The organism is Priestia taiwanensis, from assembly GCF_014638355.1.
Classification (GTDB): Bacteria; Bacillota; Bacilli; order Bacillales; family Bacillaceae_G; genus Priestia_D; species Priestia_D taiwanensis.
The window spans coordinates 15,060-38,606 of sequence record NZ_BMFK01000008.1 but is presented as its reverse complement, the minus strand read 5'-3'; the positions used below and the strand labels follow the sequence as shown (position 1 = coordinate 38,606).

The following is a 23,547-nucleotide window of genomic DNA, read 5'->3' as shown; positions in this document are numbered from 1 at the left end:
CTATTTAAAATAGTAACATAAAAAAACTTGCTAATTCAACTTTTGAATGCCTACTTCGTATAAACTTCTGGTTTCAACACACCGATATACGGAAGGTTGCGATATCTCTCCGCATAATCTAATCCATACCCAACCACAAAGGCATCAGGCACATCAAAGCCTACATAGTCTGCATGGATATCAATTTTTCTACCTGACGGTTTATCAAGTAGCGTAACAATCTTCACAGAATTTGCTTTACGATGACGAAGTAACTCCGCTAAGTAACTTAATGTTAAACCACTATCGATAATATCCTCTACAATTAGAATATCACGACCTTCAACTGAAGCATCTAAGTCCTTAATAATTTTTACCTCTCCAGATGAAACAGTATTTTTCCCGTAGCTAGATACGGCCATAAAGTCAATTTCTAAATACGTATCCATCTTCTTAATTAAATCAGACATAAATGGCATTGCGCCTTTTAGCACACAAATAACCAACGGAAAACGATCTTGATAATCTTCTGTTAATTGCTTACCTAAGTTTGCTACAACTTGTTGAATCTCTTCTTCAGAAATCAACACTTTTTCAATATCTTGCTTCATCATTTGTCCTCCTAGAAGTATCATTACTAAAGTATTGTAAAAGCAGATAAGATTCCACTTCTTGTTCCTTCGCCTCAAACGATGACTTCTTTACTCCTGGCAACCAAATAATCGTACCTTTTGCATCTACCACAACAGGCCATGTATCACGGGCTTCCTTTGGAATTTTACAATCAATAAAGATATCTTTTATCTTTTTTGAACCTTTCATTCCTTTTAACGTCATTTTATCACCATTCTTCCGAGAGCGAACCATTAAAGGTAACGATATATCTTTTAAATCGCAAAGGAAAGAGTATTGGTGATTTGTTATAGAAGGAATAATTGTATGCAGGCTAGAAAGAATGGTTGAATCATTTCCAATATGTATAATTCCTTCTAGCGATAGTATTTCTTGATATTCCTTTCCCTTTTTTTGACGGAAAGTAAATATACAAGTACTATAGGATCGCTGCACCGTTAATCCGTTTGGAAGATTCAATTTCCCTGAGGGGTTACTACTTCGCAATAGAGCGAGTATTTGATTAATATGTATAGAAGATACGTCAGTTAGCTTATTTCCATAAAGATAGTTTAATATTAGTTGAATACCTCTTCTTTGTAAAGGCATTGATAAGGATTCAAAAGGAAGAATTGTAATTGCAATTTCATCTCGTTCATGACGAATAATAACTTCACTCATTTTCTCTACGGTTAACATCCGCAGATATTCATCATCTTCCGCTAGCGACTGACTAAATTGCATAAATCTTTCATGTACAGCTGGATTTTCTTCCTGTAGATGCGGAAGAATCCATTTACGAAAACGATTTCTCGTATAGACTTCTTTCTTATTACTCGGATCTTCACAATGAATTACATTATTCATTTCACAATACGCATAAATCTCCGCTTTTGTAACGGATAAAAACGGGCGGATGAGGTACCCTGTTTCAAACGGCCTCTTCTTTTTCATCCCTGATATTCCCTCTAATGTAGAACCTCTCACTAACCTCATTAAAATCGTTTCAATTTGATCATCTCCGTGATGACCTAGGGCAAGGAAATCCGCATTATGTTTATGCATCACCTCGTGAAAAAAAGCATATCGGCACTCGCGCGCAGCCACTTGACCACCCACTCCTACCTCTACTTGATATGCAGAAACATCTATTCGCTTCCCTTCAAAAGGTATTCGATATCGATTGCATATTTCCTCTACAAAATACATTTCTTGTTCTGATTCTTTTCCACGGAACATATGATCAACATGCGCTACAACAAGACGTAGTTTCCATGCCTGACGTTGTGTATACAGAAAATGCAACAAAGCTAAAGAATCAGGGCCTCCGGATACACCAACAACAACCGTGCTTCCCTTCTTCAATAAGTCATATTCAGATATAAATTTTGTTACTTTTTGATGGAACATTCTATCCAACTTTCACCAATCCCTACTCTGTCTATCTACTTATATCGTATCATGTATAAAACAAAAATAAAAATTGTTTCACAGCCATACGTAATTCATATAGAGCATATATCCAATTACAGTAGCACTACAAACAAGAAATACCTCTCTCCATCCATATGACTGTATGTCCTTTTTCAGAACGCCCTGTTTCCGATTAATCTGTCTCCCTACAACCCTTAACAATTCCTCTCTCATCTTAATAGCAGATTGATAGTTTCCGCGTACCGCCTCAAGCAATACCTTCTCTACTTTCCGAAGTAACGAATGATTCTGTATCAATTTTTCCAGCTGTACATATCCCCCTTCTCGCTTGCTATATGTTCCTTTATAACATATAGCAATCATTAGCATGACAACCGCAAATAGATCATAGGATGGTTCTGCCTTTCTAGTCCCAATACCCCAATATCCCCGGTCAAAAAACTCAGTAAATTCTTTAATTGCCCTCCCTTTCATTGTTACACCTCCTACATCAAGTAAACGAACTCGACACGTCCCCTCTGTTACAATAAGATTCTCCGGCTTTAAGTCCCCGAATACAAAGCCAGATTGGTGTAATACCTCTAAATCTTCTAGCAGTTGAAGAATCAACAAAGGAACCCATTCCTCTCCCCTTTGTTGTACAAAAGAATACAGATTTATTCCTTCTATGTATTCCATTACGTAAAAAGAAACCAACATACGTGTTGCTGGATGAATCCAATCATCTACATCTAATAAATAAGGTCCTAGGCTACACCCACGGACCTTTGAAAAACTACGAAACACATTTACTTCGGACGTAATTGACGTATTATTTGTACTTATTTTTAACGCAGCAAGACCTTTATCTCCTTGTACTAAATACACATCACCAATTGCCCCGCTTCCTAAATGTGATTTTACAACATAGCGATTTCCATTCCATTTACCTTGAATACTATCTCCCACTTGCACCCTATAAGCCATATTTTTCTCTATGCTGTTCTTCATCCTTCACCCTATCCCTAAATGAACGTTTTTGCCGAAAGTATTCCCTCGTTTCCCTTAATGCTGGACCGGTTGGAGTGACGCCAGATAAACGTAACTGTGTGAACACTTTTGTAAGAGCATTTAATTTCGTCGTCCAATCAATTAATAATTCAACGGCCTTTCCTTTCCCCGGGAATACCCCTAATGCAAACTCTTGGTATCCCATACGAGCATGCAAGCTTAACTGCAAGTCAAGCAACGCTTCTTTTATCGGTTCTAATTTATCTTGCATACTAGCACTCGTATCAATTAGAATAAACACTTCTAAATCAGCACTTTCACTAATTTCTTCTACCACCTCTAACACCTGACCACGTTGTTCTGGTGGTAAATCTTCTGTATATTTGCCTTCTCCTAAAATCTGTTGCAATTCCTTATTTACAAATCCTTGAATAGTTTGTTTCATTGCTTTTCTTGTCACCATTTGTACCGTATGAGACAGTTGCTTCGCATAAACAATCTCACTAATTCCGCCTCCAGCAGATGCAATTTCTTCAATCTCTCGTAATTCATGATGATTACAATCCTGCTCTGGTATAATTCCGATTACATTCACGACAATACCGTATTCAAACAATAACGCTGCAGCTTCAATTGGACTTTCCCCTTGATTCGAACAACCATCTGTTATAAGTAATATTTGCCTCAATGTTCCTTTTCGCATGCCATCCCCTCCTCTGAAATGTAGTATCAGCTTTGACAAAAAGAAAAAGATATATACGAAAAAAACCTTTTGCAGCCGCAAAAGGTTCATGCATGTAGACTATAGACAGGAATCGTTGCCCACTTCGGATTGTTATGCTCAAATTGTGCAACAACGACTGTCATATCATCTTCGATATGTTTATCCTTCGTTCGAATCACTTCTTCTATTAGTAAATCTGATACATCTTGCGGGTTATTCGTTTGTAACTCTCTTATCTTCCGCTTCATCCACATTTCATGATTCTCTACGTACTTCGCACCCTCATATACACCATCACTCATCATGATTAACAAATCACCAGGTTTTAATTCAACATGTATCACATCTACATCAAATTCCTGAACAATCCCAATCGGCAAATTACTCCCTTCTATTTTGATAACCTGATCTCCGCGCTTAATAAAGCTTGGTGTGGCACCAATTTTAAGAAACCTTGCTGTTGCTGTTTGTAAATCAATCATCGCCAAGTCAAGCGTTGCAAATATTTCATCGGTTGTTCGTAATGATAAAATAGAATTAATCGCCTTAATTGCTACGGTCTCTTCAATTCCAGATTGCAAAATCTTTTGAAGTAACTTCAATGTCTCCGTACTTTCCATATGTGCTCTCTCTCCGTTCCCCATTCCGTCACTAATGGCGATTGCATATGTGCCAGCTCCAATCTCCATCAATTTATGACTATCACCGGAGACAAACCCACCTCCCTTTGCAACAGTAGTTAATCCCGCATCTACCATATACTTTTTCAACGAGCCAAATGATACGTTACAAAATCCTGCTGGACTTGTAGCACATTTTTCTTTCTTTACGACAATATTTTCCCGTAAAATATCCGATAACATTGGTGCAATTAACTTCTCACATTCGCCTCTTCCATTGCAATAAGGAATGTTCATTTCAATATCGATATTACCTTGCTCCATGCTATAAATTTCTACATCTCGTATATCAACACCAAAACCCTTTAAACAATCCAAAATTTGTTCCTCTTGTAATTGATGATTTTCTTTCTCACGCGTAATCTCTCTCGCAAAATCATCCATCACTTTTGCTACGCCAGCTAACTGTTCTGCAACAAGGCGTCTACTCTCCCGTACTTGACGCTTTAATTGCAACTGTGCATTGAATGGGAACAATTCCTTTTCCATTAATTCTTTTACTTTTGACGACCGTACACAATACTTCTCCCACTCTCGTTGAAGCTTATGATTCTTCTCCAACGTCCCTTTCTCCACACCATCCATTAAATCTTCCATATAGGAATACGTACGATCAAAGTTCATACTCCAACACTGTTCTTTCTTAAAGCATGTCTGACATGATTTAGCTGTGATATCACTTAAGAACAAATCAACTTTATCCTCTGGCTCGTCCGTATCCACTGCTCCAAAGTGCGTAAAACTTGTCGATAATGCTTGAAACACATTCGAAAAACGAATAATTCGTTCAGATGTCAAATCCCTTATTTTTCGTAAATATTGCTGTTGATCTGTCACATTCTCCGCCGTACCAGGAATTATTTTTGCTATCTTCTCTAACAAATATTTAGGTGTTAGAAGAAAAAGGGCTACTGCTATACACGACTCAATAATTGAAGAAACAATTTCTCCTTGCTTATCTCCATATAAACTAATCAAACTTGTCCCAATAAGCAAGCCGAGGCCCGTGCCAACTTTCTTTCCTTCCTTCAATAATCCACCGAGCAAACCAGAGAACGCTAACAAGCTCATTTGATACAAACTAGCCACATTAGATAAACTCATAATTAATCCCGTCACAACACCTACTGTACAACCAACCGTTGCACCTGCGGCAAACGCAAAAATCAACACAAGATAACGGGATAAAATATGTTGAACTGATACGTCATAAATATACCAGTCCGTTGTACCTGTTATAACAGATGCTATCAAAATAATTAAACAAACAATTTCTTCTGTCACTAGTCCTTGCCGACGATTAACTTGCGTTAAAAAAGGAACGCTTTGTAAAAAGATAATCGTTAAAATATAACTTAATCCCGCTTCAATGGAACTCATTAAAAAGTCATACGTGGTTAGTTCACTATGATATGCATACACGAGCACGAGATGGGTAAGAAAAATAGAGAAGAAAACTTGAATAGGCAATAACCCCTGCACCCTTTTCACACTCTTCTTCAAAATCATATGACCGACTAAAAATAGGATAATCGCAACAAACGTATAACTCGCATGCTGCAATGACACACTTAACGATCCTGCAACCAATCCAATGAAAGCTAATGCCGTACGCTCTTTTTTCATTATGAATACTGCCGCAAAGAAAGGAAGAGCAAAAGGAAGAATGTTTCCTAAAATATAAGCTCTACCTAATAAAAATCCCACGACAAGAATAATGACACCTAAATGAACCATCATATGTTCCATTCTAAGACGCATTCTTGTTGATCCCTGCAAAACATTTGCTCCCGAAACATTTAACATTTTTAAATCAGCTGTAGGACTCACCATAGTTCTTTCTGTTTTTGGCATATTCTTTGCACCACCCGCATAGTAATAGTTACTAGTCAGTATAAACGAGTTAGCACAACTTTTTTTGTCAAAATCTAATAGTTCAAGTGAGAAAACGTTCGACGTTTATACAGAAATAACGCTATAACAATACATATTTAGATGTAAATTTCATTTTTTGTTCTTCCCACCTTATCTGTCACATGCACTTTAACAATAGTAATTCCGACGATATCTTTATTCATGCATATATAATCGGTACACGACCTGACATCCTTCATCACACAATACCTCCATTTCGACGCTTTTCTAGTCGCTTCCTCTCTTTTCTCTTAATCCGACAAGGTGGACAAGGCTTGTCGATAAAAAAAGCAAGCATATCACGTATAATACGAGATATGCTTGCTTCGCTTTCTGGATATACAAAAAGAGCTATGCACATTTGTGCATAGCTCTTTTTTCCTTTTAGATGACCCGTACGGGATTCGAACCCGTGTTACCGCCGTGAAAGGGCGGTGTCTTAACCACTTGACCAACGGGCCTTTAAATATGGTAGCGGCGGAGGGAGTCGAACCCACGACCTCACGGGTATGAACCGTACGCTCTAGCCAGCTGAGCTACACCGCCATATTAAAGGACAAGACTTATATTACAATATATCTATTTAATCGTCAACACTTTTTCTAAAAAAATTATTTCATCACGTATATTTTATTAATTAGTGACAATCTATCTACGTACATACTCATTCTTTGCCATTTTCCTACGATTCTATACAGTCATAAAAAAGAACATAGGGGGAACTACAAGTACCCCCTATGTTCCAGAGATTATGACTCTATAATAATGGCTAAACAACAAGTTACCCGCGACGAGCTCCGCGACCTCCGCGTTTAGATTCTGTATTTCGTTTTAAAGAAGTAAGACGTTCTTCACTATCTTTTAAAAAGCGAGACATTTTTTGTTCGAAGTTTTCTTTTACTGCCCCTCCACGTTGATCGCCACGGTTGTCACGATTTTGACGCTGTGGACGCGCTTGACGTGGTTTGTATTCTTTTACTTCACGTTCTTTCGCTTTCTTAATAGAAAGACCAATTTTACCATCTTTCTCAACATTGATAACCTTTACTTCTACTTCGTCACCAACTTTTAAATGTTCATTAATATCTTTCACATAATTATCTGCAACTTCACTGATATGAACAAGACCAGTGATACCTTCTGGCAGCTCTACAAAAGCTCCAAAATTCGTAATACCTGTTACCTTACCTTGTAACTTGCTGCCTACCTCAATTGACATAAAAAAAATGCTCCTCCTTAAGTACTAAAAAAATAAATTCATCTTATTATTCATTATATATAATATTAAAAAGCAGTGTCAACAACACTAATTTCCTTCAGAAATTGAATAAATTGTTTCTCCTTCTTTAGAATATAAGTATTTATAACGTGCTATATTTACAATATATTCATCACTGCTTAGTCTTGTTTTTTCTAATTGTAATTCTTTTGCCTCTTCCCCTAGTTGTTGGGAGTGCGCTTCTAATTCTTTTTTCTTCTCTGCTTTTGCACTTATTTGTGCATGTTGAAGGTAGAAGGAAACTGCGAAAAACACAGTAAGCACTAGAGCTAGTCCACCTAAAAGAGATAAGCGCTTGAGTAATGCACGCTTCTTCTTTTCTAAACGCTGTTGGAGGTAATCTTGTTCTTCATTCACTGTTGAAGATACGAATGGCTGATTTTTTTTCAACATTGTCATATATGTATGCCCCTCCTACTTTTTAAATTTTCCCCACCACTTTTTGATAACTATTACTATATTCTTTGCCTTTTTGAAAATCCCTGCATGTTTTTGTAAAAACAACTTCCCTTTTTTCGGAATAAACATCCAAAGAATACGACCAATGAACGACAGAATACCAAGTACTATCCTCATACACATATCAAATATTTTTTGAACTACTTGTACAAAGAATAACAAAACCATCATTATACCTTTGACTAATAATAAGAACGGTTTCACTATTATCATCATAACAGCATTAAAGAGAAATCGATAGCATGTAATGACTAAACGAATAAAATGTTCAAGTGCTTTTAAATAAATGGAGCGAAATAAACTTTGATACGCTGCATACCCGCATAAAATAGCGATAAAAATATAGAATCTCAACTCCGCTTCATTTACTAACAATAGTACATAAAAGATGAGCAGGGCTTGTAATATCCAAAAAGAGAAATCATACACAAAGACAAACCATCTATTCCGCTTGCTTCGCTTGAGAAAGCGATTATATGTATCTAAGGTGGCACCTAGGTATCCACCCATTCCAATCATCGCAAGCATCGTAAGAAATTGAACATTTAAACTCATCTAAATAACTTGCTAAAGAATCCTTTAGCTTTCTCCCCATGATGGTCATCTAAATACTCCATTTCAAACACTTTTCCTTTAATGGATACAAGCCCCTTTTCTACATCTAAATTTTTCATTTGAAGATTTTGTCCTTTAATTGCCAAAAAACCCATGACGGTTTCTAATAGGAACTCTTCACTATCAAAGCTCTCTACTTGTTTCACGCCCGTAATATCAAGCAATCTTCTTCCTTTCATCGTTACATCATGTTCCGCTGGCGTACTAGTAGTTGAGGAAAAACTTTGATACCCTTTATTCATCCTAATCCCTCCATACTTTCACTACATATTCTTCTTATTACTATGATTGTATGAAGGAACCCTACGCTTTAGAACAAGCCCTATTAAGCCTCTATTTTTTCCTCACTCACAATAGTATACATCCCTGCCGATTCTTCTTTCTTAGATGTCTCCTTTAGCTCATTAATTGTAACCGTTACAATTTTTTGACCAAAACGGATTTTTAATTCATCGTTTACCTTCACTGTTGAACTTGCCTTTGCTACAACACCATTAATTGATACTCGGCCTTGATCTGACACTTCTTTTGCTAATGTTCTTCTCTTAATAATACGTGACACCTTTAAGAACTTATCTAAACGCATTATACTCTCTCCCTTACTCTTCTTTTTTTGCTTCTTCCCAGAAAGCATCTAACTGTTCCAATGTCATCTCTTCTACCTTATATCCTTGCGCTGCTACACATTCTTCGATATAGGAAAAGCGACGCATAAACTTTTTACATGTCATACGAATTGCTTCTTCAGGATCAATCTGATAATAACGCGCAACATTTACTAACGCGAATAACAAGTCTCCAAATTCTCCTGCCATTCTTTCTTGTGATGATCCGCTCTCTCTTTCCTGTATAAATTCACGTAACTCTTCCTCTACCTTTTGCATCATTGGCGCTACGTCATCCCAGTCAAAGCCTACTTTCGCCGCTTTCTTTTGCAACTCATATGCTTTCATTAATCCAGGGAGTCCCGTTGGAATGGATGCTAAAATAGATGCCGGTTCACCTTTTTCTTCTTTCTTAATCTCGTTCCAATTCGCTACAACCTCTTTTGTACCTGTTACTTCTCGCCCACCGAACACATGCGGATGACGTCGAACCATTTTCTCACTTAAGCCTTGAATTACCTCATCAATGGAGAACCAACCTTCGTCTTCTCCAATTTGAGCATGAAGCATCACTTGAAGAAGAACATCTCCTAATTCTTCGACGATATGTTCATCATCTTCTTCATCAATCGCATCTAGCAACTCGTATGCCTCTTCAATTAAATATTTTTTCAATGATTCATTCGTCTGTTCTTTATCCCATGGACAGCCGTTTGGCCCACGTAACGTTGCAATGATTTGTCGTAACGTCGTAAACTCTTGATATAATAAAGAATCATCTAGTACAGGTGGAATATACACACTTGTTAAATTATTTAACTCTGCTTCATGATCTAACATATAAAGCGGTACTTTCTTAATTTCTTCAAATGATGTACCAGCAGCTGTTACGATATATACATCATAATCATCTGGCAAGAAACGGTCCATTAATGCTAATTTAACTTCGGATGCGATAAAGTTATCATAGACTTGACAAAAAATAAGATGATGGCGCAACTGAAGCTCTTCTTTAACAAATGATGTTGCATCAACAAATTGGAAGCCTTCAATCGGATCAATTTGAAGACTAGCAAATAATGGGTCTAAAAAGCTTTGACCGCCTTGTACATCAATATCCGCTTCTTTTTCTACCAACAATTGCACGGTTCTTTCCGCTACGAATGGATGACCCGGAACGGCATAAATAATTTCTTTATCCTTTGATTCCTCTAATAATGTTTGTACAATCGCTTCGTACACATCTTCGAATTGATCATGCTCTTCATACACATGATCAAATGACGTATATGTCATTCCTTCTGCTTCTAAATTTCCCACAACAGGATGCTCTTTTGTACGTAAAAATACATGCTTTGCACGTGTTAGCATATTATATATCCCTAGCGGTAACTGCTCTAATTCACCAGCACCTAATCCTACTATTTTAATAACTGCCATCTTATTTCCTCCTACTTACTTCTGTTCTATTTATCTCCCGCTAATCCAAGATATAAAATTTTTAACCTTTTTATTTTTTATGAACATGCTCATTTCCGTTTCTTCTATAACACGAAGTCTCACTAGTAGGATAAGGTAAATAAATCCTCCAATCATGGCTGCAGATAGCGACTGAACAGCCGCATTTGCACGGGCATGTTCAAAGAAATTCATATACGTTTCACCTACGAAGACATACATGGTTACACATATCGCCATCAAACATGCTGCCCATCCACTCTTAAACACTATATAAAAGACGTCTTTCCACTGAATTGTCGTGATTATTTGTAAAGATTTAATATTTAATAATACAATAACGCATAATGAGATAAGTGTAGCTATAGCCGCTCCTTCTATCCCAAAGAAAGGTATAAGTAACATATTACCTATCCATTTCAGTATAATACCGCCAATCACATGGATAGCCGGTCGAATTGTTTCGTTTAATCCTTGTAAAATAGCTGCAGTCGAAATTGCTAGCGAACTAAGCAAAATACTAAAAGATAGCAAGACAATAATGTTCGTCCCTTTATCATTTTTATACAACATAATATTCGTTGGTTCTGCAATACATGCTAATCCAATTGTAGCACCTATCGAAAAGACAAAGCAGAATTTTATCACCAGTGTTATCTTTTCTCCCCGTTCTACTTCACTACCTCGACCCAACTGCGGTACAAGTGCTAATGCAATAGAAGTGGCCACAACAGTCCCTACCTGAACAAGTGGTAAACTCCGGTCATATACACCTTTCATTTCTTTGGAAATTTCTTCTCCCATCCCCCCATCTACTAACAAGGAATAGAAGTTACTAGCGTCGACTAACTGAATAAGCACTAATACTAAATTACAAATACAAATTGTTATCCCTTGTACAAGAATATATTTCATCATTTTTCTGTTGTCAGAAGAATAGATTCCCCTTGGATGCAAAGAGAAGCCTTCCTTTCTCCTATACAAAACAAGAACAATAACGGCAGCGATTGCACCAAAAACAGAGCCCGAAATAGCTGCACTCCCAATCTCATAACTGTTAAATCCAACGCGAATCATTACATACGACGCGCACAAAATAACACCTACACGTATAATTTGTTCTGCCACTTGTGACATAGCCGTCGGCATCATTATAAACTTCCCTTGAAAGTATCCCCTTAATACCGAAATAAGCGGAAACAACAAAAAGTAAAACGCAATAACCTGAATAAGACTTGTTAAATTCTCGTCTCCCATAAAAGAGGCAATTGCTTCTGCACCTACAAATAAACACACAAAAATAACAACGCCTACAATAGATAAGGCATACAAGGATACCTTTACTATTTCACGTATTTCATCATTTTTTCCTTCTTCTCGTTTATCTGCAATCATTTTTGCAATAACGATTGGAAACCCATATGTAGCAAGCGTTACCCCTACACCAAAAAATGGATACACTTGTTGGTAAATATAATACCCAACATCTCCAACCATGTTTTGATACGGGATGCGATACATCGCACTTAATATTTTTAAAAAGAGCGCAGAAATTGTTAAAATTGCTGCACCTTTCCACATTTTTTGCTCTTGCACCCTTTCGCATCTCCTCATTTGATACCATATAATGTCCGTATTATAACATAATGAATAGAAGAACTTTTACTAATACATCGTTTATAAAATGTGAAAAAATACACATAATAAAAGAAGTTTCCAAAAGAAGAATGACACCTGTACAAAGACAGGCGTCATCTCATTTTGTCATGTGAATAGTAAAGCATTCTCCGTGCTTATCCATTACGAGTTCGTTAGTGTTCCATTTGTCTTGCTAGGAAACTCGCTGCTGTATCAGCAGCTTTCTTTTCTACTTCGCTTAATACTTTTTCTTTTGAAAAAATAACAACCGCACCAATTGGATCGCCATTTGCAACAATTGGACAAAGCGCATAAGAATGTACTTTTTCTAATACACCTTCCGTAAGTGCAACATCTTTTTCTTCCGTAACAAGCGTCGACTGCCTTTCTTCCATACACTTCTCAATTAAATCTCCTACGTTCTTGCTCATATATTCTTTCTTAGAAGAACCAGATACAGCAATAACCGCATCACGGTCACATATGAGAATCGTATGACCTAAACTATCGTATAAAGCATCGGCATATTCCTTCGCAAAATCACTTAATTCACTAATTGGAGAATACTTCTTTAAAATCACTTCACCATCTCTGTCCACAAAAATCTCCAGAGGATCTCCTTCTCGAATACGCAATGTTCTACGTATTTCTTTTGGAATAACAACCCTTCCTAAATCATCGATTCGTCGAACAATTCCAGTTGCTTTCATTCTTATGTTGCCTCGCTTTCTTCTGATGATGAAAGAATTACATGGTGACTTTAGTTGGTATATCCTTTGTATGTAAAAATCACCAACTTTAAGCATAGTATCCTTCACATTAAATGTTCTATTCACGAAGCAACCGATATTTTTATTACACCTCTATATACTGACTCTTCTCCATACATGAATGAAGCACGAACGAATCATTTTATAACACGTTAACACTTTCTTTTTTTGCATTCGCTAAACCCTTTAACACATTTTCAATCATCGTTAACCAATCTGACGTAGCTAATCCCTTTTTATCAATAACTAGTTTCAGGTTAGCTCCCTCTGTCCCTAGGCCAATTGCCTTGCCATATGTACTCACCAATTCAAATAGTTTCGAGACATCTAAATTACTCGTTGCTTCTGCTGAACAAAGAAGAGTTATCTCCTCTTTTACTTGTTTCACTGACTGTAACTTTTCCATACGCGCTAATAATTTAATGTATGAAACTTGGAATAAGTAACCCACCTCAATTGGGTAATCCCCAAAACGATCAATCATTTCTTCTTGTAGTGACTCTAACTCTTCAATGGAGGTTAAATCTTTAAATTGTTTGTACATCCCAACTTTTTGCTTACTATCAGAGATATACGTTTCTGGAATATATGCATCCACTTCCATATCAAAATCCACTTCTCTTCGCAGTTGCTCATCGATTGTCCCTTTACGCTCTTCAATTGCATCTTTTAGCATTTGTGAATAAAGATCAAATCCAACAGAATCAATAAAGCCATGCTGTGCTGCACCTAACAAATTACCGGCACCACGAATAGATAAATCACGCATCGCAATCTTGAATCCAGAACCAAGCTCAGTGAATTCCTTCATCGACTGCAATCGTTTCTCTGCTACTTCTGTTAATGATTTATCCTTCTTATATGTGAAGTATGAATATGCAACTCTGTTTGAACGTCCAACTCGTCCACGTAATTGATATAACTGAGATAGACCCATTCTATCTGCATCATTAACAATTAGTGTATTCACATTTGGAATATCGACACCTGTTTCGATAATAGTTGTGCTTACTAATACATCATATTGACGATCTAAGAAATCAAGAATAACAGACTCTAATTCGTTTTCATTCATTCTTCCATGAGCATACGTTACACGTGCATCTGGTACGAGTGCTGCAATTTCTTCCGCCTTTCGTTCAATATCCTCGACACGGTTATGTAAGAAATACACTTGTCCGTCACGTGCTAACTCACGTTCAATTGCCTCACGAGTAAGTACCTCATTGTACTCGACTACATATGTTTGTACAGGGAAACGGTTCTCTGGTGGTGTTTCAATAACAGATAAATCACGTACACCTAGCATCGACATATGTAATGTACGTGGGATTGGCGTTGCTGTTAGTGTTAATACATCAATGTTTGTTTTTAATTGTTTGATTTTCTCTTTATGCGTTACGCCAAAACGCTGCTCTTCATCGATAATGAGCAATCCTAAATCTTTATACGTTACGTCTTTTGATAATAAACGATGCGTCCCGATCACAACATCAACCGTTCCTTCTTTTAACCCTTGAATTGTTTCCGACTGTTGTTTTCTCGTACGGAAACGGTTCATTAGGCCAATTTCTACCGGGAACTCTTGGAACCTTTCTTTAATTGTTTCATAATGTTGTTGTGCTAAAATAGTCGTCGGCACCAAAATAGCAACTTGCTTTCCGTCCATCACAGCTTTAAAAGCTGCACGAATTGCCACTTCTGTTTTACCATAGCCAACGTCCCCACATAACAACCGATCCATTGGTCGTTCGCGTTCCATGTCTTTTTTGATTTCTTCAATCGAACGTAACTGATCTTCGGTTTCTGGATAAGGGAAAGAAGATTCAAACTCCTGTTGCTCTGCTCCGTCCGGTGAGAATGGATATCCTTTCGTCGCTTCACGTTCAGCGTATAGCTTAATCAAATCATCCGCAATATCCTGAACAGATCGCTCTACTTTCGTTCTTACTTTCTTCCACTCGGTTCCACCTAACTTATAAATCTTCGGTTCTTTTCCTTCTGCACCAATATATTTTTGTACTTGGTCAATTTGTTCAACTGGAACATATAACTTATCATTACCTTGGTATTTCACATGAAGATAATCTTTATGTATACCGTTGATTTCAAGTGTTTCAATACCGAGGAACTTTCCGATACCGTGATTAATGTGAACAACGTGATCGCCAACTTTTAATTCGGAGTAACTTTTAATGCGCTCTGCATTGGACATTTTTTGTTTTCGCTGCTGTTTTTTAATTTTCTTTTTAAATAATTCCTTCTCTGTGATCACTGCCAGCTTTTGCATTGGCAATTCAAAACCTGCATTCAAATCCCCAATCATAATGCCAACCTTACCAGGTAAAAGTGGATCCATTGCAGAAATAACATGTACTTCTATCTCATAATCTGCTAAAATGCTTTCTAACTTCTTCACTCGTTCTTCATTTACACAAAGAAGAAGCACTGTATATTTTGCTTTTTTCCATCGCTCTATCTCTGCTTTAAACAGATGCATCTGTCCATAAAATTCTTGCATCGTCTTACACGTTGCATGTACCGTATTTTGTGGATGGGTATGGGCTACATGACGTGTAAATAAACTTAAATAGACAATCTGACGTTTCGATCCTTGCAACAACTGAATAAATTCATGTGAGAAAGAAACATCACGTACAATTTCTCCTGACTCCAGTAAAGATGTATACCACTCTGCCTCTTCTTTCACCAATTGCTCCGCCGTTTCAGAAACACGTGAAATTTCATCCAAAATAATAACCGTATCGTCTGGTACATAATCTAGTAAACTAGCTGGCTTCTCATAAAATAATGATAAATATTTAAAGACTTGTTCAATTTGTTGACCATTCTTCAACTTTGCAATTTCATAACCTATATTTTCAGCTAATGCTTCTTTTTGTTTTGCATATTTTGCTTGTTGAATACTGAACGCTAACTTCTGCTGAAGGTGAACTAAGCCACGCTCTCGCTCTTGCTTCGATAAAATATATTCTGCCGCTGGACCAATATCTACTCGTGATAATTTTTCTTGCGAACGTTGGTCTTCTGGTGCAAACGAACGAATAGAATCTATTTCGCTATCAAATAACTCCATTCGAATAGGTAATGCTTCCGTTAACGGATAAATATCAACAATGCCGCCACGTATACTAAATGTACCTGGTGCTTCTACCATTTCTTTACGCTCATAGCCCATTTCTACTAAGCGATGTAATAATGCATCAACTTCTATTTCCTCACCTACAGAAAGCGATAGTTGAGATTCTTTCCAGGATTCTTTTGATGGAAGAAATCTACGTAATCCTGCAATCGGTACGATAATAATTCCTGTTTGATTCGTACATAAGAAATTAAGCACCTCTAGTCGCTGTGCTTTTAATTCTGGACTCGCCACCCCAATTTCCGATGCGATTAATTCATTTACTGGATATAGCCATACATGCTCTTCTCCAATAATGGATACTAAATCCTCGTATAGTTTCTGTGCTTGTAATAAATTATATGTAACAACGACTTGCGAGCGTTTTGTTTCTTTATACATAGTTGCTAGCATAATCGTTCGCGATGAACCAGTTAAACCAGTAACAAGTTGCTCCTTCACATGGGAAGATAATCCGGTAAAGAGAGATTCTATCTCTTTATTCCCATGGAATGCTCGTAATAAATGAAGCATAACCTCCAACCTCCCTTAATCTAAAAATTCAAACTGTATAACAGAAAAACGCTTTGGGAGACAAATACTCCAAAGCTTTACTGCAAAAATGTATGGCACTCATGATAATGAGGATTTTCTTCTAGTGTTGATTGACAGTGCTCACAAATAACTTTTACATATATATTACCATCTACGTGATACATCAACATCTCTCTTTTGTCCTCTTCTGACAGTTGAGATAACGCTAAATGAATGACCTGATAATACTCTCTGTCAATTTTCCCGAATTCTGTATGGCAATGCCGACAACTATAATAAATACACACCGTGCGCTTCCTCCTATAGTCAAAACTCACCTATACTCGTTCTATTAGTATGCTCTTTCTATAAAAAGAATATTCATCTGCCGGTGTGTATCTTATCTACTTTCGATTAAACGTATTCATCACTTGTAAAAAAGGTGTTGATAGCCACGCTTCACATGCACCTACGGACTGCGTAATTGAATGCTTAACATCAGGTGTTTCTTCTTGGAAGAATGCCCCTAATACATGGTCAACAACCGTTCTTCCTGTCACCGGACGACCAATCCCTACTCGAATACGATTAAACTCTTGTGTTCCTAGATGTGCAATTGTCGACTTAATTCCGTTATGTCCTCCAGCACTACCTTTCATTCGTAAACGTAACTTTCCGGGTACTAAATCTAAGTCATCATAAATCACTACAAAATCATCGATTTCAACTTTGTAATAGTCCATTAATGGACGGATACATTCTCCCGAAAGGTTCATATATGTTAATGGTTTCACTAGAATAACCTTCTCTCCATTAACAATTCCACTACCAAATACACCTTTATATTTTTCTTGATTTAATGGAATATTCCACTTTTCTGCTAGTTCATCAATGACCATAAATCCAATATTATGACGTGTATCGTGATATTCTCTTCCTGGATTCCCTAGTCCAACAATTAACTTCATTAGTTAACTCCTTTCTCCTACATAACTAAATCTAAAATTCCAGTTCCTTCTCAGTTCACTTTATACGAAAAGACGTAACCATCTTACCGGTTACGTCATTATTCCCTGTGTATCCTACATCATCTATTATATCTGTTTTTAGACATCTAATGTCTATATATTTTTCGTTTCTTACGTAAAATACCGTACACATATAGAGGCATCCGTTCCAACGAACGAATGCCTGATACTTTCATTATTATATTAATCAAATAATGTACTTACTGATTCTTCTTCAAATACGCGGATAATTGCCTCTCCAAGTAACGGCGCTACAGATAATTCTTCAATTTTGCCGATTTTCTTTTCTTCTGGTAACATAATGGAATTCGTTACAACTAACTCTTTAATATTTGAGTTTTCAATTCGCTCAATTGCTGGTCCAGATAATACAGGATGTGTACAGCAAGCATATACGGCTTTTGCACCACACTCTACAAGTGCGTTTGCTGCTAATGTAATTGTACCAGCTGTATCAATGATATCATCAATTAAAATTGCCGTTTTTCCTTCAACGTTTCCGATAATATTCATTACTTCTGCAACATTTGGTCGTGGACGACGCTTATCGATAATTGCAATTGGTGCTTTTAGACGATCTGCCATTTTACGTGCACGCGTTACGCCACCATGGTCAGGTGAAACAATAACGATATCTTCTAAGTTTTTCTTTTCGAAGTAATCTGAAAGAATTGGTACACCAACTAAATGGTCAATCGGAATATCGAAGAATCCTTGAATTTGTGGTGCGTGTAAATCTAATGTAATAATACGTGTTGCGCCAGCTGTTTCTAACAAGTTCGCTACTAATTTAGATGTAATTGGCTCACGTGAACGAGCTTTACGGTCTTGACGAGCATAACCGTAGTATGGAATCACGATATTAATTGTTTTTGCAGATGCACGCTTTAAAGCATCAATCATAATTAATAACTCCATAATATGCTCGTTTACTGGGAAGCTCGTTGATTGAATAATATATACATCACAGCCACGAATACTTTCTTCGATGTTAATTTGCACTTCTCCATCACTAAAGCGTGTAACTGAACATCTACCTAATTCTACTCCAATATGACTCGCAATTTCTTGTGCAAGCTTTGGATTTGAATTTAATGTAAATACTTTTAAGTTTTTATTTGGATAAGAGTTTGGCATGTAAGGAACCTCCACGAATGTTAAGAATTTTTATTTTGAAATACTTTTTCAGCATATCCTTCTTTGTTGACTTGACGCTCTCGGGCAATCCCCATCGCTTTGTCTGGTACATCATTTGTAATAGTAGAGCCAGCTGCCACATATGCATGTTTACCTACCTTCACTGGAGCAACTAAGTTTGAGTTGCATCCAACAAATGCACCGTCTTCTACTACCGTTTTAAATTTATTTTTCCCGTCATAGTTCACAGTAATCGAACCACAACCTATGTTAACATCTGTGCCAATATTAGCATCACCGATATAACTTAAGTGTGAAACTTTACTTCTGTCCCCAAACGTGACATTCTTTAATTCAACGAAATTTCCTACTCGTACTTCATTGCCTACCATTGAATTTGGTCTTATATGTGCAAATGGTCCTACGGCTACACTTTCTCCAATTGTGCTTTCATGCACAACCGAATGACGAACAGACGTATAACTACCAATGTTACATTCTTTTAGTTCCGAATTTGGCCCAATGATACATTCTTCGCCAATATGTGTTGCACCTTCAATAACCGTACCTGGATAAATAATTGTATCTGCTCCGATAACCGCATCTGCAGAGATATATGTGTTCGAAGGATCTATAATCGTCACACCATTTAACATGTGCTTCTTATTAATTCTCTTCTTCATTATTTCCTCTGCTTGAGATAAAGCAAATCTGTCATTTACCCCTAATGTTTCCTCAAAATTCATCGTTTGATACGCTGATACGGTTTCTCCTTGACTCTTAAGAATTTCAATTACGTCAGGAAGATAGAATTCGCCTTGCGCATTATTATTAGATACTTGCGAAAGAGATTGAAATAATGCTTTGTTATCAAAGCAATATGTACCTGTGTTAATCTCTTGGATACGCTTTTCTTCCATCGAAGCATCCTTATGTTCAACAATCTTCTCAACATGTCCTTGTTCATTACGAACAATACGACCGTATCCGATTGGATCTGCTGCATGAGCTGTTAAAATTGTCGCTCTCGCCTTCGTTTCTTCATGATGTTGGCATAATGCTTCCATCGTCTCAGCAGAAATTAACGGTGTATCGCCACAAATTACTAATGTCATACCATCTTCGTCACGTAAAAAATCTGAAGCTTGCATAACTGCATGAGCTGTGCCCAGTTGCTCTGTTTGAAGTGCAAAATCGCTCTTACTCTGAAGTTGACGTTGTACTTCTTCTGCACCGTGTCCAACTACTGTGATAATTTTTGCTAAACCCAATTTCTCTACTTCATCTACTACATGTTGAACCATTGGTTTTCCACATACGGAATGCAAAACTTTGTAAAGCTTTGATTTCATACGTGTCCCTTTTCCAGCAGCTAATATAACTGCATAACGATTAGACATATGTACCCTCCATCGTAACCTTTTTATCCACTTTAGAATATATCTCAAAAATGTATTGATTTCAAGGAATATAAAGAAAGGGTGAAACGATTACTTGAAATATCTTCTTTTCAAATCATTCTTATCACTACATATCTTAACATAAGAAAAGAGCTTACTAAAGAGTAAGCTCTTGCCATTGTGTATTTTACGAAGCTCCCGCCTCTTCAAATTCCACTTCTACGTCACCTAAACGGTGATATTCTGTCAAAACTGCATCTTGAATTTTACCACGAGTAGAAGAATTAATTGGATGCGCAATATCACGGAATTCTCCATCCGGAGTACGCTTACTTGGCATCGCTACGAATAATCCACTATTACCATCAATAACACGAATATCATGAACAACAAACTCATGGTCTAATGTAATAGATGCGATCGCTCTCATGCGTCCTTCTGTGTTAACGCGGTCTTGTGTTCACCACCCTTTTTTTAGTTATAAGCGATATGGTAAACATATTCTACAAAATTCATTTTTTTCCTTCTAATTCCAAATAATTTTTTGAAAAAAATTTCATCTTTTTTTCATTTTCTATAAATCATCTGAAGAAGGTGCCATTTGTTTAATATTTTTCAAGTGGAAAATACCCTTTTCAACCTTAATTACTTTATCTTTCGTATTAACTTCTGATAATCGAATAAGCGAAACATAATCTTCTACTAATCGCTCTTCGATATCTCCAGATTCTACCAACACGCCTATACCTGCAACATTTGCTTTAAATTCTTCTAGCATATTAATCATGCCTAAGACCGTCCCACCAGCCCTCATAAAGTCATCAATAATTAATACATTTGCTCCTTCTTCTAAGCTACGCTTCGCTAATACCATTGTTTGAATGCGCTTAGATGAACCAGAAATATAATTGATAGATACCGTTGCTCCCTCTGTTACACGACTGTCACGACGTACAATAACAACAGGCACGTCTAAGTAATTTGCCACGGCATACGCTAATGGAATACCTTTTGTTTCTACGGTCATCACAACATCAATATCTTTGTCTACGAATAAAGAAGCGAAAATTCGACCGACACTATTAATGTAGTGTGGATTACTTAATATATCTGTTAAGTATAAATACCCTCCAGGTAATAAGCGATCTTTCTTTTCAATTAGATTACAAATCTCCCCGATTAGTTGCTCTGTTTCTTCTTCACTAATATATGGAATATATTTTACCCCACCAGCAGCTCCTGACACTGTAAGTAATGTCCCTGCACCTTGCTCTTCAAACGTTTGCTTAATAATCACCAAATCTTCACTAATAGAAGATTTAGCGGATTGATAGCGCTCTGCAAAAAACGTTAACGAAACAAGTTTGCGAGGGTTTTGTAGCAAGTAATGCGTCATATCCACAAGCCTCGTACTACGTCTTACCTTCATATCACACCTCTAATTACGAATATTATTATAAGAATCATACATTAACATACGTTGTTAATCAAGAGGTTCACGCTCTCCTAATAGGCGTACAGCATGCACTTGATGACAGAACCCTTTTAAACCATTACATAAGCGTTGCATGCGAGAATCATGCTTCACTAATGCAAATACCGTTGGGCCGCTTCCGCTCATTAATACAGCATCTGCTCCAAACTTCTTCATCTGTTCTTTAATACGTTCTACTTCTGGATGCATCTTGAACGTTACACTCTCTAGTACGTTACCGACTTCCCTACATACACCATCATAATCTTTGCCCTTAATTGCCTCTACCATCTTGTCGACATCTGGATGTGTAACATCCTCTATTTTTAAATTCTTGTATACATCCGCTGTCGAAACACCAATGACTGGCTTAGCAAGTACAATCCAACAAGACGGCGGCGTTGAGATATGCTCAATCTTCTCACCTCGGCCAGTTGCAATAGCTGTACCACCGTATACACAGAACGAAACATCTGAACCAATTTCCGCTCCAAGCTCTGCAAGTTTATCTAAACTTAACCCTAGCTTCCATAGTTTATTTAACCCACGAAGTGTTGCAGCTGCATCACTGCTACCACCAGCTAATCCCGCTGCTACAGGAATAACTTTCGTAATCGTAATGGCAACACCTGTTTTCACGTTATATCGTTCTTTCAACAGTCTTGCTGCTTGATATGCCAAGTTACGTTGATCATCAGGTACATAACGGTTATGAGAAATGATTCGAATAACATCTTTTTCTAGATGTTCTAATTCGATTCGATCTGCTAAATCAATGGTTGTCATGATCATTTTCACTTCATGATAACCATCTTCTCTTTTCTTTAATACATCAAGAGATAAATTAATCTTTGCTGGAGCTTTCATCAATAACTTCAAACGTTCCACCTACTTACTTTTTCACATTATACTTTGCATTATTGTATCATAAAACAGCAAAAAAATAACTTTCACGACAAAAAGAAGCTCTTTTTAACTATCTATAATTGTAGAAATAAAAAAACCGAAGCAATTTCAATTGCTTCGGGTCGTAGCATATCGTATCAAAAAAGGGGTACACACTTTCCTTTTCTTAACGCGTCTACTTTTTAATGATTATCTTTATTTCCAGCTAAGTGACCTTCCGCAATTTCAATCGCACGTTTTACCATGTTTCCGGCATCTTTTGCACGAATGCCACCCCAGCCTTCTTTCTGAACAACATCATAAAAGCCAAGTTCTTTCGCTAACTCTTCTTTAAACTTTTCAGACATAACACCTCTACGTCTACTCATCTACAAGCAGCCTCCTTTTGCTACGACACTTATAGTATGTGAAGAGACTACTCACTTTACTACAAAAGATTCAATATTATTTACTTATCATAGCATCTAACTATGTTATGCAAAGTTATCACTTGCCTCGTCAAAAAAGTCCAACTCCACTGTTTCCGTTAATATATCTGCATAACTATAGGAAACTCGTTCGAACGCATTTTCTTGTTGGTCTAATTCAACAACAAATACGGATGGGTATGTTTCCGCCAAAATCCCAAACCGTTCAATTGTCTTTCTTCTCCCGCTATTCGCTTTTACTCTAAGTCTTCTCCCTAAGTTACCATCTAACGTCAGCTTTATTTCTGTTAGCTTTTTTGCCATGTCGGACACCTCGCTCAGTTGTTCGTTATGACTGCATA

General features: G+C 37.1%; 22 protein-coding genes, 2 tRNA genes and 1 pseudogene. All 25 read right to left on the bottom strand.

What is annotated here, in order from left to right:
• Positions 1 to 50: 50 nt before the first annotated feature.
• A complete protein-coding gene (gene hpt, locus IEV41_RS18925; RefSeq protein WP_188390076.1) occupies positions 51 to 593 on the bottom strand; it encodes a hypoxanthine phosphoribosyltransferase in 543 nt (180 codons plus the stop codon).
• Positions 574 to 2,001, bottom strand: coding sequence for a tRNA lysidine(34) synthetase TilS (gene tilS / locus IEV41_RS18920; RefSeq protein WP_373284273.1), 1,428 nt, complete (start codon positions 1,999 to 2,001; stop codon positions 574 to 576). The genes hpt and tilS overlap by 20 nt, the downstream gene beginning before the upstream one ends.
• 78 nt (positions 2,002 to 2,079) lie before the next feature.
• Positions 2,080 to 3,015, bottom strand: a complete 936-nt coding sequence (prkT, locus tag IEV41_RS18915) for a serine/threonine protein kinase PrkT (RefSeq protein ID WP_188390074.1) — start codon at positions 3,013 to 3,015, stop codon at positions 2,080 to 2,082.
• Positions 2,981 to 3,808 (bottom strand): VWA domain-containing protein, encoded by an 828-nt coding sequence (locus IEV41_RS18910; RefSeq protein WP_188390073.1) that lies wholly within the window; start codon positions 3,806 to 3,808, stop codon positions 2,981 to 2,983. Before IEV41_RS18910 ends, prkT begins: the two co-directional genes overlap by 35 nt.
• Positions 3,805 to 6,273, bottom strand: a complete 2,469-nt coding sequence (gene spoIIE / locus IEV41_RS18905) for a stage II sporulation protein E (RefSeq protein ID WP_188390072.1) — start codon at positions 6,271 to 6,273, stop codon at positions 3,805 to 3,807. The genes IEV41_RS18910 and spoIIE overlap by 4 nt, the downstream gene beginning before the upstream one ends.
• Positions 6,274 to 6,722: 449 nt before the next feature.
• Positions 6,723 to 6,794, bottom strand: a tRNA-Glu gene (locus IEV41_RS18900).
• Positions 6,795 to 6,802: 8 nt separating this feature from the next.
• Positions 6,803 to 6,879: transfer RNA gene (locus IEV41_RS18895), tRNA-Met, on the bottom strand.
• A gap of 235 nt (positions 6,880 to 7,114) precedes the next feature.
• Positions 7,115 to 7,552, bottom strand: a complete 438-nt coding sequence (locus IEV41_RS18890; RefSeq protein ID WP_188390071.1) for a S1 domain-containing RNA-binding protein — start codon at positions 7,550 to 7,552, stop codon at positions 7,115 to 7,117.
• A gap of 87 nt (positions 7,553 to 7,639) precedes the next feature.
• Complete coding sequence (locus tag IEV41_RS18885; protein ID WP_188390070.1) at positions 7,640 to 8,011, bottom strand: FtsB family cell division protein; 372 nt, start codon at positions 8,009 to 8,011, stop codon at positions 7,640 to 7,642.
• A gap of 15 nt (positions 8,012 to 8,026) precedes the next feature.
• On the bottom strand, positions 8,027 to 8,626 hold the full coding sequence (gene yabQ, locus IEV41_RS18880; protein ID WP_188390069.1) for a spore cortex biosynthesis protein YabQ: 600 nt from the start codon (positions 8,624 to 8,626) through the stop codon (positions 8,027 to 8,029).
• Positions 8,623 to 8,928: a sporulation protein YabP gene (gene yabP / locus IEV41_RS18875; RefSeq protein ID WP_188390068.1), complete on the bottom strand. Its 306-nt coding sequence runs from the start codon at positions 8,926 to 8,928 to the stop codon at positions 8,623 to 8,625. The genes yabQ and yabP overlap by 4 nt, the downstream gene beginning before the upstream one ends.
• An 83-nt stretch (positions 8,929 to 9,011) precedes the next feature.
• The gene (locus tag IEV41_RS18870) at positions 9,012 to 9,272 is read right to left on the bottom strand and encodes an RNA-binding S4 domain-containing protein (protein WP_188390067.1); all 261 of its coding nucleotides are present in this window, start codon (positions 9,270 to 9,272) and stop codon (positions 9,012 to 9,014) included.
• Between the two features lie 13 nt (positions 9,273 to 9,285).
• Positions 9,286 to 10,731: a bifunctional methyltransferase/pyrophosphohydrolase YabN gene (yabN, locus tag IEV41_RS18865; RefSeq protein ID WP_188390066.1), complete on the bottom strand. Its 1,446-nt coding sequence runs from the start codon at positions 10,729 to 10,731 to the stop codon at positions 9,286 to 9,288.
• A gap of 30 nt (positions 10,732 to 10,761) precedes the next feature.
• On the bottom strand, positions 10,762 to 12,345 hold the full coding sequence (locus IEV41_RS18860; protein ID WP_188390065.1) for a putative polysaccharide biosynthesis protein: 1,584 nt from the start codon (positions 12,343 to 12,345) through the stop codon (positions 10,762 to 10,764).
• A gap of 215 nt (positions 12,346 to 12,560) precedes the next feature.
• Positions 12,561 to 13,097 (bottom strand): stage V sporulation protein T, encoded by a 537-nt coding sequence (spoVT, locus tag IEV41_RS18855; RefSeq protein ID WP_188390064.1) that lies wholly within the window; start codon positions 13,095 to 13,097, stop codon positions 12,561 to 12,563.
• A 202-nt stretch (positions 13,098 to 13,299) separates the two neighbouring features.
• A complete protein-coding gene (gene mfd, locus IEV41_RS18850; RefSeq protein WP_188390063.1) occupies positions 13,300 to 16,833 on the bottom strand; it encodes a transcription-repair coupling factor in 3,534 nt (1,177 codons plus the stop codon).
• Between the two features lie 77 nt (positions 16,834 to 16,910).
• Positions 16,911 to 17,141: an anti-sigma-F factor Fin gene (locus IEV41_RS18845; RefSeq protein WP_188390062.1), complete on the bottom strand. Its 231-nt coding sequence runs from the start codon at positions 17,139 to 17,141 to the stop codon at positions 16,911 to 16,913.
• Positions 17,142 to 17,237: 96 nt separating this feature from the next.
• The gene (gene pth, locus IEV41_RS18840) at positions 17,238 to 17,801 is read right to left on the bottom strand and encodes an aminoacyl-tRNA hydrolase (RefSeq protein WP_188390061.1); all 564 of its coding nucleotides are present in this window, start codon (positions 17,799 to 17,801) and stop codon (positions 17,238 to 17,240) included.
• Between the two features lie 243 nt (positions 17,802 to 18,044).
• Complete coding sequence (locus IEV41_RS18835) at positions 18,045 to 18,998, bottom strand: ribose-phosphate diphosphokinase (RefSeq protein ID WP_188390060.1); 954 nt, start codon at positions 18,996 to 18,998, stop codon at positions 18,045 to 18,047.
• 20 nt (positions 18,999 to 19,018) lie between these two features.
• Complete coding sequence (gene glmU / locus IEV41_RS18830; RefSeq protein ID WP_188390059.1) at positions 19,019 to 20,398, bottom strand: bifunctional UDP-N-acetylglucosamine diphosphorylase/glucosamine-1-phosphate N-acetyltransferase GlmU; 1,380 nt, start codon at positions 20,396 to 20,398, stop codon at positions 19,019 to 19,021.
• 187 nt (positions 20,399 to 20,585) lie between these two features.
• Positions 20,586 to 20,849, bottom strand: a pseudogene (gene spoVG / locus IEV41_RS18825) (septation regulator SpoVG); the annotation flags it as partial.
• A 123-nt stretch (positions 20,850 to 20,972) separates the two neighbouring features.
• Positions 20,973 to 21,827 (bottom strand): pur operon repressor, encoded by an 855-nt coding sequence (gene purR / locus IEV41_RS18820; protein ID WP_188390057.1) that lies wholly within the window; start codon positions 21,825 to 21,827, stop codon positions 20,973 to 20,975.
• Positions 21,828 to 21,881: 54 nt separating this feature from the next.
• Complete coding sequence (gene ispE / locus IEV41_RS18815) at positions 21,882 to 22,751, bottom strand: 4-(cytidine 5'-diphospho)-2-C-methyl-D-erythritol kinase (RefSeq protein WP_188390056.1); 870 nt, start codon at positions 22,749 to 22,751, stop codon at positions 21,882 to 21,884.
• 209 nt (positions 22,752 to 22,960) lie between these two features.
• Positions 22,961 to 23,146: a small, acid-soluble spore protein, alpha/beta type gene (locus IEV41_RS18810; protein ID WP_188390055.1), complete on the bottom strand. Its 186-nt coding sequence runs from the start codon at positions 23,144 to 23,146 to the stop codon at positions 22,961 to 22,963.
• Positions 23,147 to 23,251: 105 nt separating this feature from the next.
• Complete coding sequence (gene veg, locus IEV41_RS18805; RefSeq protein WP_188390054.1) at positions 23,252 to 23,509, bottom strand: biofilm formation stimulator Veg; 258 nt, start codon at positions 23,507 to 23,509, stop codon at positions 23,252 to 23,254.
• Positions 23,510 to 23,547: the final 38 nt, after the last annotated feature.